The following is a 12900-nucleotide window of genomic DNA, read 5'->3' on the forward strand; positions in this document are numbered from 1 at the left end:
CCAGGCAGGCCCGTGATGGCGGGCTTCATGAGTGAACCACGCAAGACACTGGACGCCCGAAGAGTGACAGACCACGATAGAGGTACGGCCGTCAGCAATACACGCCCAAAGTCGTAGCATCACGCGGCAGTCTGCCACTGCCACACGCCGGGACCTTGGGGCATAATGACGTACCGATTCCCTGAATCAGAAAATCTTTTCACATAGGAAAACACTCATGAGCAATATTCCCGCCACGCTGAAGTACACCGAGAGTCACGAGTGGGTTCAGGACAACGGTGATGGCACCGTGACCATCGGGATCACCGACCACGCCCAGGAAGCGCTGGGCGATGTCGTCTTCGTCGAACTGCCGGAAGTCGGCCGTGAGCTGGCGCTGGAAGAAGAGTTCGGGGTCATCGAGTCCGTCAAGGCGGCCTCTGATCTGTACGCGCCGCTGGCCGGTGAAGTCATCGCCGTCAACGAGAGCCTCGAAGACGCGCCGGAATCCGTCAACGAAAGCCCCTATGACGATGCCTGGATTCTGAAGATGAAGGTCGCTGACAGCGCCGAACTCGACAAGCTGCTCGACGCTGATGCCTATTCTCAGCTGGTCGAAAGCGAAGCCTGATCGCCGTCAACCTCCTGTCCATGCCGCAGACGCTCAGGGCAGGAGGTTTCAGCGCCTTTCCGCGCTCGCATATAGCCGCACTCGCGCACAGCCACCCTCGTGACTGCGCCACCCCGTTTCGATGGCACGACACCCCTGACGCGAATGCCCTTGCAGGTCGCGCGGGGAGTGAAGCAACTGCAGCATGCTCGGCAGTGATGTCGATGCCCCCATGATTCCCGACGCCCTGCCCGCCGCTTCCTCGCTGGCACGGTGATGTTCCTCCCGCGGACTGCCCTCTGCAGTCCCCGTTGCAGCACAGGATTTCTTGCATGGCTCACGAGACGCTTACCCTGGCCCAGCTGGCCGGACACGACGATTTCATCTCCCGCCACAATGGGCCGACCGATGCCAATGTGACGCGCATGTTGGCGACGCTGGGCGAAGAGAGCATCGCCACGCTCATCGACCGCACGGTGCCCACCGCCATTCGTCTGGGCCGTGAGCTGGATCTCGAAGGGCCACGCACGGAATCCGAAGCACTTGACTACCTGAAGCGCCTCGCGCGTCAGAACAAGGTGTTCAAGACCTATATCGGCCAGGGTTACCACAACACCCACCTGCCGGCGGTCATCCAGCGCAACGTGCTGGAAAATCCGGGCTGGTACACCGCCTATACGCCGTATCAGCCGGAAATCGCCCAGGGCCGTCTCGAAGGGCTGCTCAACTTCCAGCAGGCGGTGATGGACCTGACCGGCATGGAGCTGGCCAACGCCAGCCTGCTGGACGAAGCCACCGCCGCTGCCGAGGCCATGGCGCTGTGTCAGCGCGGCAACAAGAAGAGCAAGAGCAAGCGCTTCTTCATCGCCGATGACGTGCTGCCGCAGACCCTGGACGTCATGCGCACCCGCGCCGACTACTTCGGCTTCGAGCTGATCATCGATGCCGCCGAGAACGTCGGCGAGCACGACATCTTCGGCGCCCTCTTCCAGTATCCGGGCAACACCGGTCAGGTGCGCGACCTCGCGCCACTGCTGGACGCCGCGCGCGCCAATGGCGCGATGAGCGTGGTAGCCGCCGACCTGCTGAGCCTGGTGCTGCTCAAGTCGCCGGGCAGCCTCGGCGCCGACATCGTCGTCGGTACCTCCCAGCGCTTCGGCGTGCCGATGGGCTTCGGCGGCCCGCACGCGGCCTTCTTCGCCACCACCGACAAGCTCAAGCGCTCCATTCCGGGCCGCATCATCGGCGTCTCCAAGGACTCGCGCGGCAACCCGGCACTGCGCATGGCGATGCAGACCCGCGAGCAGCACATCCGCCGCGAGAAGGCGACCTCCAACATCTGTACCGCCCAGGCGCTGCTGGCCAACATCGCCGGCTTCTACGCCGTCTATCACGGTGCCGAGGGCCTCAAGCGCATCGCCACCCGCGTGCATCGCCTGACCAGCATTCTCGCCGAGGGCGTCAGCCGTTGCGGCATGGCACTGGCCCACGACAGCTGGTTCGACGCCATCACCGTGACCAGCGTGGATGAGGGCAAGATCCACGGTCGCGAGCTGACCCACGAGATCAACCTGCGCCACCACGGCGACGGCCGCATCACCATCAACCTCGACGAGACCACCACCGCCGCTGACGTCGGCGTGCTGTTCGACGTGCTGCTCGGCGAGGAGCACGGCCTGTCCGTCGCCGCACTGGACCAGGACCTGCTGACCAAGGGCGCAAGCGCGATTCCGGCGGCCTGCCAGCGTGACAGCGACTTCCTGACCCACCCGACCTTCAGCCGCTACCACTCGGAAACCGAGATGCTGCGCTATCTGAAGCGCCTGGAGAACAAGGACCTGTCGCTGACCCACGCGATGATTCCGCTGGGCAGCTGCACCATGAAGCTGAACGCCACCACCGAGATGATCCCGGTCACTTGGCCCGAATTCGCCAACGTCCATCCCTTTGCGCCGTCGGATCAGGTAGTCGGCTACAAGCAGATGATCGATGAGCTGTCGGCCTTCCTGGTCGAGATCACCGGCTACGACGCCATCTCCATGCAGCCGAACTCCGGCGCGCAGGGGGAATACGCAGGGCTGGTCGCGATCCGTCGCTACCAGGCCTCCATCGGCGAAGGCGCGCGCGACATCTGCCTGATCCCCAGCTCCGCCCACGGCACCAACCCGGCCTCGGCCGCGATGGCCGCCATGAAGGTGGTGGTGGTCGAGTGTGACGCCAACGGCAACATCGACATCGCCGACCTGCGCGCCAAGGCCGAGCAGCACAGCGACAAGCTGTCCGCGATCATGATCACCTACCCGTCCACCCACGGCGTGTTCGAGGAAACCGTGCGCGAGGCCTGTCAGGTCGTTCACGATCACGGCGGCCAGGTCTACATCGACGGCGCCAACATGAATGCCCAGGTCGGCATCTGCCGCCCGGGTGACTTCGGCGGCGATGTCTCGCACCTCAACCTGCACAAGACCTTCTGCATTCCCCACGGTGGCGGCGGCCCGGGCATGGGCCCGATCGGCATCAAGGCCCACCTGGCGCCGTTCGTCTCCAACCACGTGGTCACCCCGCTGGAAGGCGTGAAGCCGGAATGCACCGCCGTCTCGGCCGCCGCCTTCGGTTCCGCGGCGATCCTGCCGATCTCCTGGGCCTACATCAAGATGATGGGCGCGCAGGGGCTGCGTGAAGCCACCGAGCTTGCGATCCTCAACGCCAACTACATCGCCACGCGTCTCGATGGGCACTATCCGGTGCTCTATCGCGGCAAGAACGGCACCGTGGCGCATGAGTGCATCATCGATATCCGCCCGCTGAAGGCCGCTTCCGGCATCAGCGAGGAAGACATCGCCAAGCGTCTGATCGACTACGGCTTCCACGCGCCGACCATGTCGTTCCCGGTGGCGGGCACCCTGATGGTCGAGCCCACCGAGTCTGAGTCGCTCTACGAGATCGACCGTTTCTGTGAGGCGATGATCGCGATTCGCGCCGAGATCACCCGTGTCGAGCAAGGTGAGTGGACCCTGGAAGACAACCCGCTGGTGCACGCGCCGCACACCCAGGCCGACCTGATGGACGCCGAGTGGACGCGCAGCTACTCCCGCGAGATCGGCGCCTTCCCCAGCGAGCACGTCAAGGCCGCCAAGCAGTGGCCGGCGGTCAACCGGGTCGACAACGTACACGGCGATCGTCAGTTGATCTGCTCCTGCCCGAGCATCGATCTCTACCGGGATTGAGAGCCGCGATTGAGAGCCAGCCATGAGGCAGTGATGAAACGCTGTCGCTGATCGCTGTGGCAAAAAAACGCCCCTGCCGGGAAACCGGCAGGGGCGTTTTTTTGCTGCTGTCTTTCAGGGAACTGCTCGATGGCGCAGTGTCGCGCCGACCAAACTTACTCCTTCCAGCTCTTGAGCAGCTCGTCGTAGGCGATGGTCTCGCCCTTGGGCTTCTCGTTGTCCAGCTTGGCCTTCGGCGCACCCGGCTGGGCGAACCAGTACTCCGCATCACGCTCCTCGTTGAGCTTCGGCCCACAGTTGTCCATCACCTTGGCGCGCTCGAGACGCTCGAGAATGCGGTCCTGCGCCTTGGCCAGGCCATCGAGGGCTTCCTGCGGCGTGGCTTCGCCACTGGCGGCCTGGGAGATGTACTGCCACCACAGCTGGGCGAGCTTGGGGTAATCCGGCACGTTGGTGCCGGTCGGCGACCACTGCACCCGCGCCGGGCTGCGATAGAACTCGACCAGACCACCCAGCTTCGGCGCGGCATCGGTCATCGCCTGGGACTGGATATCCGACTCGCGGATCGGCGTCAGCCCTTCCAGGGTCTTCTTGAGCGAGACGGTCTTGGCGGTGACGAACTGCGCGTACAGCCAGGCCGCGTGACGATTCTTCTCCGGGGTGGAATCGAAGAAGGTCCAGGCGCCCACGTCCTGATAGCCAAGCTTCATGCCCTCTTCCCAGTACGGGCCATGCGGCGACGGCGCCATGCGCCACTTCGGCGTGCCATCGTCGTTGACCACCGGCAGGCCATCCCGCGTCATGTCGGCGGTGAAGGCGGTGTACCAGAAGATCTGCTGGGCGATGTTGCCCTGGGACGGCACCGGGCCGGACTCGGAGAAGGTCATGCCCTGGGCTTCCGGCGGTGCGTACTTGCCCAGCCAGTCGACATACTTGGTGGTGGCATAGACGGCCGCCGGGCCGTTGGCCGCGCCGCCACGTGTCACCGAGGAGCCCACCGGCTGACATTCCTCGACACGAATGCCCCACTCATCCACCGGCAGGCCGTTGGGCAGGCCCTTGTCACCGGCACCTGCCATGGAGAACCAGGCATCGGTGAAGCGCCAGCCGAGTGACGGGTCCTTCTTGCCGTAATCCATGTGGCCGTAGACGCGCTCACCGTCGATTTCCTTGACGTCATTGGTGAAGAAGTCAGCGATGTCCTCATAGGCTGACCAGTTGACCGGCACCCCCAGCTCGTAGCCGTACTTGTCCTTGAACTGCTTCTTCAAATCTTCGCGTTCGAACCAGTCGGCGCGGAACCAGTAGAGGTTGGCGAACTGCTGGTCCGGCAGCTGATAGAGCTTGTCATCCGGGCCGGTGGTGAAATCCAGCCCGATGAAGTCGTCCAGATCCAGCGTCGGCGAGGTAAAGGCCTTGCCGTCGCCTTCCATCATGTCGCTGATCGGCACGACCTTGCCATAGCGGAAATGCGTGCCGATCAAGTCGGAGTCGTTGACGTAGCCATCGTAGATATTGCGCCCGGACTGCATCTGGGTCTGCAGTTTCTCGATGACGTCGCCTTCCTGGATCAAGTCGTGGGTCAGCTTGATGCCGGTGATCTCGCTGAAGGCCTTGGCCAGCACCTTGGACTCGTATTCATGGGTGGTCAGGGTTTCCGAGGCCACCTTGATTTCCATGCCGCGCAGCGGTTCAGCGGCCTTGATGAACCATTCGAGCTCGGACATCTGCTCGTCCTTGCTCAGCGTGGAGGGTGAGAACTCCTGATCGATCCACTTCCTTGCCGCATCCTGATACTGATCGGCCATGGCCTGACTGGAAAGGCCGGCGAGCCCCGCCGCCGTGGCGAAGGCGATGGCGTAACGCAGGCGTGCGGGTCGAATGATGTGCTGACTCATGGGATGTCCCTTCATTGGCGTTATTGTTGTGTCGCGTCTTCCAACAACCACTTCCGTCAATCACGTGTCGCGCGGCGCGATTCGCCGCCTTGCTTGTTGTCGGTACTGCTCGTCCTCCTGCCGTTCCGATCGGCTGTCGTTGGCTGTTGCTCTGTTGTCCTTGCTGCTCTGTTGTCCTTGCTGCTCTGTTGTCCTTGCTGCCCTGCTTGCTCTGCTGGGCTGATGCCCTGACGCCCTGATGCTCAGCGGCTTGCTGTCACTCTCGCGTCTCCTGCAGCAGCTCTCGCTGGGCGCGATAGAGCGAGGCAGGCTTCACGGCCTCGCCCGGTGACTCGACGCGTGCCTGCAAGGCATCCATCGGCGGCAAAGGGTCATACTCGGTCACGCCCTTGGCATTCATCACCCGGGCATAGTCATGGCGATTGGCGATGCCCAGCGCATGCCCGGTCGCCCCGACGACCGTCGGCATGATCACCTTGCCGAAGTGAGAATCGGCGCGCATGAAGGGCCAGGCAGCATGCGGCTTGCCGGTATTGACCGGGTTCCACAGCACCAGCCCGCGCAGATGATTGGGCTGATGGCCGACACTGGCGCCCCAGCGGTCGCGCACATGACCGCCACGCTTGCGATCGAACACGTTGTCGCGCGATTGCTGACCATGCAGCTCGATACCACTGTCACCGGCGTGCTCCAGTTCAAGGTAGACGTTATGGGTCGCGTAGCGGGCCACCCCGGGCGCATGCCAGGCATGACTTTGGTCGACTACCTGGCGGGCCAGTACCTGATTGCTGTCACTGATCGTCATCGCGATATGCCCGGGCTTGCCGGTCATCGTCACGTCTTCGAGTGTCAGCTGTGAACTGTGGCGCACCTTCACCCCCTGATTGAAACTGTCGAGCCGTACGTCACGTACCCAGCCATCCGTGATGCCATCCAGGTCCAGAAGGCCGAAGCCGCTGTCGTCCTCGGCGCTGCGGTGATGCTTGAAGTGCCCCCGCCAGTTGCCCTTGAGCGTGATGCCCTGCACCCCGACTTCCCGCGCCGGGTGCAGGCGTGCGATGCGCCACTGCTCGCCGGGAAAGCGCTCATGCACCACCGGCAACGAGAGCGTGAGACGCTTGCCGTCACGTGCCACCACGCGATAGCGCGCCCGCTTGATCACTCCGTCACGCTCGATCAACCAGCGTGACTCGCCAGTGCTGGCGTCTTTTTCCATCTGATAGGGCGCCAGGGCACGCGCCACTGCCTCAGGCCGCTTGTCGATGCTCTCCAGCAGCACCTCGTCGCCTGGCGCGAGCGCTGCGCCATCTGTCTCATCCGCCTCATCCGCCTCATCGGCCAGCGTGATCGTGTCCTGCGTATCCGCCGGCTGCCGGTGGCTCGTCGCCGTGACGGCTTGCCATTCTTCCTGCTTGCCACCCTCGGCCAGATTGCCCAGATGCAGCAGCCAGGGAGTGCTCCAGTACCAGCTGGCGTGCAACGGCAGCATCGGCCGGGTCTGCTTGAGGTGCGTGACATCACTGCCCGCGCCCATCAAGGTCCAATGACTGCCTGCCAGACTCAAGCCCTGCATCTTGAGCAATGCCTCGCGCAGCGCCTGCTGGCATTCTGCGTCCGCCACCGCGGCTTTCAGTGCCACCAGGCGGGAGTGAAACCAGTCGCGCTCGGCCGCCCCATACACCACGTAATCCCCCGCAGGGAAATAGAGCACGCCGCGGCGCGCCGGGCGGTCAGCGTCATCACTGCCCTGGCGCTGCCAGTCACGCATGGCGGCATGCGCCTCGAGAATGGCGCGGCGATCACTCAGGGTGTCACTGCCATCCGCGCCGTAGGCCGTGACATCGAACCGGCGCAGCACGCCCTTTTCGCTCTCACCTGCCGTGCCCTTTGCTGCCGAGCCCTTATCTGACGCTTCACCCTCGTCACGGGACTCGAGCTCAAGCGCCGGAAGTGCCTCGCCCTGGTGGTAGCCGGCGCGAGAAACGTCAGGCAGTGGCAGTGGCTTGCGCACCTCGGGTGAGCGGGTCTGATTGGCCTGCCACACGCGCTGATACTGCTGCCACAATGTTGATTGCCCTGCATCTTCCGCCTCGCCATTCCCGACCTGCTGATCAGGCGTCGTGGCGTCTGGGGTGTCGAGCGGTGTACCGGCCCACCAACCGAGGGCGACAACGCAGGCAATGCTCAGCCCTGTCACGCCCGCCCAGAGACGACGGCGGTTCTTGCGGCCCGGCGAGGGAGAATCGCCATGCGAAGCGCCATGTGAAGCCCCCTTTGAAGCACTACCTGTAGACGAGCGATGCGATGAACGAGATGACGACATGCAACGAGATTCCAGAGCGGCGAATGTCACTGGCAGATGCCAGCCAGAACCGCTTGGGACTCCCCTCAGGCTGTCCGGTTCCGTGTTGCCACCGGGCGACGCTGCCTGTCGTCAGCGCTCTGTCCTCTCCACATCTCCCCGCATGTCATCCCCATTTCATCCCCACTTCATCCCCACTTCATCAACACCAGCATCCAGACGACACACACGATGCTGATCATCCACAGCACCTGATCGGTAAAGCCCAACCACAGCAGATGCACCCAGCCGCTGGAGAGCAGGCCGATGAAAAGTCTGTCGCCCCGCGTGGTCGCGATGGGCAGAAATCCCTGACGACTCAGCGTCGGGGTCACGAACTGCCAGGCGGTCATGCCCAGCAGCAAGGTGCCGATACCGGCAAAGAAGAGTGACGTGGGCAGTGTCCAGGCCATCCATTCCATCATCATGTCCTCTTGTGGGCCGCCAGCAGAGACTTGCTGACGGCAATGACAGCGGCGCTCGTGCTGGTGCCGATCACACCCGGCCCAGGGCAAAGCCCTTGGCGACATGGTTGCGCACGAAGTAGATCACCAGAATGCCGGGAATCAGCGTCAGGGCACCGGCGGCGGCCAGCACGCCCCAGTCGATGCCCGAGGCCGAGACCGTTCGCGTCATCACCGCCGCTATCGGTTTCGCCTCCGTCGAGGTCAGGGTTCGCGCCAGCAACAGCTCCACCCACGAGAACATGAAGCAGAAGAAGGCGGTCACCCCGATGCCCGGGCGAATCATCGGGATGAACAGCGTCAGGAAGAAGCGCGGGAAGCTGTAGCCGTCGATATAGGCCGTCTCATCGATCTCCTTGGGCACGCCGGACATGAAGCCTTCCAGAATCCAGACCGCCAGCGGCACGTTGAACAGACAGTGCGCGAGTGCCACCGCCAGCGGGGTATCAAAAAGCCCCACCGAGGAATAGAGCTGGAAGAACGGCAGCAGGAAGACCGCCGGCGGCGCCATGCGATTGGTCAGCAGCCAGAAGAACAGATGCTTGTCGCCCAGGAAGCGATAGCGCGAGAAGGCATAGGCCGCCGGCAGCGCCACCGCCAGCGAGATGAGCATGTTGAGCACCACGTAGCTCATCGAGTTGAGGTAGCCCATGTACCAGCTGGGATCGGTGAAGATCACCCGATAGTTGTCGAAGGTGAAGTTCTCGGGCCACAGGGTCAGGCCGCCGAGAATCTCCTGATTCGACTTGAAGGACATGATCAGCAGCCAGTAGATCGGCACCAGCAGGAACAGCAGATAGATCGTCATTACCAGACGTTTGCGTGTGGTCATCACTCGTCTCCTCAGGCGTCGTCACTGTCCTGATGGGTCATGGCGGTATAGAACAGCCACGAGACCAGCAGGATGATGAGGAAGTAGATCAGCGAGAAGGCAGCGGCACGTCCGAGATCGAACTGGCCGATCGCCATCTGGGTCAAGGTCTGGGACAGGAAGGTGGTGGTGGTACCCGGCCCGCCACCGGTGAGCACGAAGGGCTCGGTGTAGATCATGAAGCTGTCCATGAAGCGCAGCATGATGCCGATCAACAGCACGCTCTTGAGCTTGGGCAGCTGGATGTAGCGGAACACGGCCCAGGGCGAGGCACGGTCGATGCGCGCGGCCTGGTAATAGACATCGGGAATGGCACGCAGCCCCGAATAGCACAGCAGCGCCACCAGCGACGTCCAGTGCCAGACATCCATCACCAGCACCGTCACCCAGGCGTCAGCCGGATTGGAGGCGTAGTTGTAGTCGATGCCCAGCTGGCCCAGTGCCCAGCCGTAGAGACCGATGTCCTCACGACCGATGATCTGCCAGATGGTGCCGACCACGTTCCAGGGAATCAGCAGCGGCAAGGCCAGCAGAATCATGCACAGCGAGACCATGAAGCCCTTGCGCGGCATCGAGAGCGCCACGGCGATCCCCAGCGGAATCTCGATGGCCAGCACCGCGAAGGAATAGACGAACTGACGGATCAGCGAATCGTGCAAGCGCTCGTCACGCAGGATCTCGCGATACCACTCGGTGCCGACGAAGAAGCGCGTGGAGGGATCGAAGATGTCCTGCACCGAGTAGTTGACCACCGTCATCATCGGGATGATGGCCGAGAATGCCACCACGATGACCACCGGCAGTACCAGCCACCAGGCGCGATTGTTGTGTGTGCGTTGCATCAGGCGTGTCCTCCCGGCCCCTGGTCATCTTCCCCTCTGGCAAAGCCGTCCGCCTCGCCACTGTCGTGCGCGCCGGCCTGTGACAGATCCAGCAGATGCTCATCGAGATAGAAGCGCTGCCAGCGGGCGGGCAGACGCAGGCGCACGCGGCCTGTCGGCAGCGGCGCATCTTCCTCGATGCGCGCCTTGAACAGGCAGCCGCCACCGATGTCGAGATCCACCACCTTGTAGGTGCCAAGATCCTGCACCAGCGTGACCTGACCACTCAGCCAATGCTCGCGGGTGTCGGGAACCGCCGCCGCTGGTGAACTGTCGCTGGCCTCGAGCTCGACGAATTCGGGGCGAATGCCCAGCTTCAACTCGCCCTTGCGCTCCGCCAGTGTCGCCAGCAGCGCCCGTGGGAGATGCAGCAAGGGTGCATCCTCCCCCGTGCCGAGCCGCACGCCCTGCGATTCCAGCGTGATGCTGGCCAGGTTCATGCCCGGCGAGCCGATGAAGTAGCCCACGAAGGTGTGAGCGGGGGCCTCGAACAGCTCGCGCGGGGTGCCGAACTGCACGATGCGGCCCTCGTACATCACCGCGATCTTGTCGGCGAAGGTCGAGGCCTCCAGCTGATCATGGGTGACGTAGACCATGGTGATGTTGAACTGCTCGTGGATCTGCTTGAGCTTGCGGCGCAGCTTCCACTTGAGGTGGGGGTCGATGACCGTCAGCGGTTCATCGAACAGGATGGCGGCCACGTCATCGCGCACCAGGCCACGGCCCATCGAGACCTTCTGCTTCTCGTCGGCCGTCAGGTTGCTGGCACGCCGCGTCAGCAGGTCTTCCAGCTCCAGCACCTGGGCGATCTCACGCACCCGGGACTGCACCTTGTGCTCCGGCTGGCGCTGATTGCGCAGCGGGAAGGCCAGATTGTCGAAGACCGTCATGGTGTCGTAGACCACCGGGAACTGGAACACCTGAGCAATGTTGCGCTCTTCCGGCGGCAGCCGATTGACCACGCGATCATCGAAGCGCACCTCACCCTCGGAGGGGGCCAGCAACCCGGAGATGATGTTGAGCAGCGTGCTCTTGCCACACCCCGACGGGCCGAGCAGTGCATAGGCGCCGCCCTGCTGCCAGACATGATTCATGCGCCGGATGGCGTAATCACTGTCCGCGGTGGGCGCCGCCAGGTAGCTGTGCGCCAGATCATTGAGGTGTATTTCCGCCATCAGGCCAGCCCTCCGCCAGTCGTGGTGGGTCGCTCGGGCGAGCGGATCAGTGCCCCATCGCCATGCTGTTCCGCCCCGTCACCACCATCGGCGGCATAGACGAACAGCTTGTGGGCGGGGGCATAGACGCGGATGGAATCATCCACGGCGAAGTCGTGGATGCCGGCCAGATGCAGGACCAGCGAGTGATCGTCATTGCTGACATGCAGGAAGGTCTCGGAGCCGGAGATCTCGGCGATATCCACCGTGACGGCGAACTCCAGATCATCATCGGCCAGAGGTGCCAGCCCCAGATGGCTGGGGCGGATGCCGAAGCGGTAGGCCCCGCTCTCGATCCCCGCCAGTGGCGTGGGCAGCACGAAACGGCTGCCCTGCTCGCCGGCACTGGCCGCGCCGGAGAACGCCAGCTCACGTCCGCGCACCTCGGCCTCGAACAGATTGATCTGCGGCTCGGAGTAGAGCTTCGCCGCCTCGACACTCAGTGGATGATGGTAGACGGCCTCGGTAGGCCCGGACTGCAGCACCCGCCCTTCATGCATCAGGGTGGTGGTGCCGCCGAGTGCCAACGCCTCGCCGGGCTCGGTGGTGGCGTAGACGGCAATGGTGTTGCGGGTCGCGAACAGGCTGCGCATCTCGTGGCGCAATTCTTCGCGCAGCTTGTAGTCGAGATTGACCAGCGGTTCATCGAACAGCACCAGGTCGGCGTCCTTGACCAGCGCCCGCGCCATGGCCGTGCGCTGCTGCTGGCCACCGGACAGCTCCGCTGGCTGACGCGCAAGGAACTGCTCGATATGCAGCATCTCGGCGATCTCGTGCACGCGGCGGCGAATTTCCTCAGGCGCCATGCGCGCCAGCTTCAAAGGCGAGGCGATGTTGTCGTAGACGCTCAGGCTCGGGTAGTTGATGAACTGCTGATAGACCATCGAGATGTTGCGCTCGCGCACCGGACGGCCGGTCACGTCCTCGCCGTTCATCACGATGCGCCCGTCACTGGGCACATCGAGACCCGCCATCAGGCGCATCAGCGACGTCTTGCCGGACAGGGTGCGTCCCAGCAGCACATTGAAGGAGCCGGGCTCGAAGGTCAGGTCCACCCTGTCGATATGGGTCTCGCGGCCAACCCGGCGGGTGACCGCCTCAAGGCTCAAGGACATGGCGCTGTCTCGTCTGGTGAAAGTCATCGGGGCAAGGACACGGCCAACCACTGCCGAGTGTTCACACCCACCTGGTGACTATCCTCAAGCGAACCCTGTGCCAGCCGCGCGCCGACACCTGCCCACAGACACCCTCCTCCAGCCCTCGAAGGGCACCGGATTCCGCTCTTATGTCGATCATTCAGCCACTTGCCAGATGCGACCAAGGCAGGGGCAGACCATGGTCTAGCCCGTCATCCGCGCCGTCTGCCGCTACTCTGATGAACAGTGTCTGAACACTGGAGTCCTCGGAACTGAACA

General features: G+C 63.6%; 9 protein-coding genes. 2 read left to right on the forward strand and 7 right to left on the reverse strand.

Translation table 11 applies throughout. The annotated features are described in order from the left end of the window. Positions 1 to 217 precede the first annotated feature (217 nt). Entirely contained in the window at positions 218 to 610 is a 393-nt protein-coding gene (gene gcvH / locus ACJJV2_RS11260; protein ID WP_043334495.1) for a glycine cleavage system protein GcvH, read from the forward strand. 311 nt (positions 611 to 921) lie between these two features. Further along, a complete protein-coding gene (gcvP, locus tag ACJJV2_RS11265; RefSeq protein ID WP_405280890.1) occupies positions 922 to 3816 on the forward strand; it encodes an aminomethyl-transferring glycine dehydrogenase in 2895 nt (964 codons plus the stop codon). 155 nt (positions 3817 to 3971) lie between these two features. Here the strand turns inward: gcvP and ACJJV2_RS11270 are convergent, their stop codons facing one another. The 7 genes from ACJJV2_RS11270 to ACJJV2_RS11300 form a co-directional block, all read right to left on the reverse strand. Beyond that, entirely contained in the window at positions 3972 to 5624 is a 1653-nt protein-coding gene (locus tag ACJJV2_RS11270; RefSeq protein ID WP_225348116.1) for an ABC transporter substrate-binding protein, read from the reverse strand. Positions 5625 to 5970: 346 nt separating this feature from the next. After that, a complete protein-coding gene (locus ACJJV2_RS11275) occupies positions 5971 to 8037 on the reverse strand; it encodes a DUF4955 domain-containing protein (protein WP_405280892.1) in 2067 nt (688 codons plus the stop codon). A 167-nt stretch (positions 8038 to 8204) separates the two neighbouring features. After that, the gene (locus tag ACJJV2_RS11280) at positions 8205 to 8477 is read right to left on the reverse strand and encodes a DUF2160 domain-containing protein (RefSeq protein WP_405282212.1); all 273 of its coding nucleotides are present in this window, start codon (positions 8475 to 8477) and stop codon (positions 8205 to 8207) included. Positions 8478 to 8550: 73 nt separating this feature from the next. Beyond that, the gene (locus ACJJV2_RS11285; protein WP_043334505.1) at positions 8551 to 9351 is read right to left on the reverse strand and encodes a carbohydrate ABC transporter permease; all 801 of its coding nucleotides are present in this window, start codon (positions 9349 to 9351) and stop codon (positions 8551 to 8553) included. A gap of 11 nt (positions 9352 to 9362) precedes the next feature. Then, positions 9363 to 10232, reverse strand: coding sequence for a carbohydrate ABC transporter permease (locus ACJJV2_RS11290; RefSeq protein WP_043334509.1), 870 nt, complete (start codon positions 10230 to 10232; stop codon positions 9363 to 9365). Further along, the gene (locus tag ACJJV2_RS11295) at positions 10232 to 11446 is read right to left on the reverse strand and encodes an ABC transporter ATP-binding protein (RefSeq protein ID WP_405280897.1); all 1215 of its coding nucleotides are present in this window, start codon (positions 11444 to 11446) and stop codon (positions 10232 to 10234) included. The genes ACJJV2_RS11290 and ACJJV2_RS11295 overlap by 1 nt, the downstream gene beginning before the upstream one ends. Continuing rightward, positions 11446 to 12600 (reverse strand): ABC transporter ATP-binding protein, encoded by a 1155-nt coding sequence (locus ACJJV2_RS11300; RefSeq protein ID WP_405280900.1) that lies wholly within the window; start codon positions 12598 to 12600, stop codon positions 11446 to 11448. Before ACJJV2_RS11300 ends, ACJJV2_RS11295 begins: the two co-directional genes overlap by 1 nt. Between the last annotated feature and the right edge of the window lie 300 nt (positions 12601 to 12900).

Origin of the sequence: Cobetia sp. Ld8, from assembly GCF_045066615.1 — a bacterium.
Lineage (GTDB): Bacteria > Pseudomonadota > Gammaproteobacteria > Pseudomonadales > Halomonadaceae > Cobetia > Cobetia amphilecti.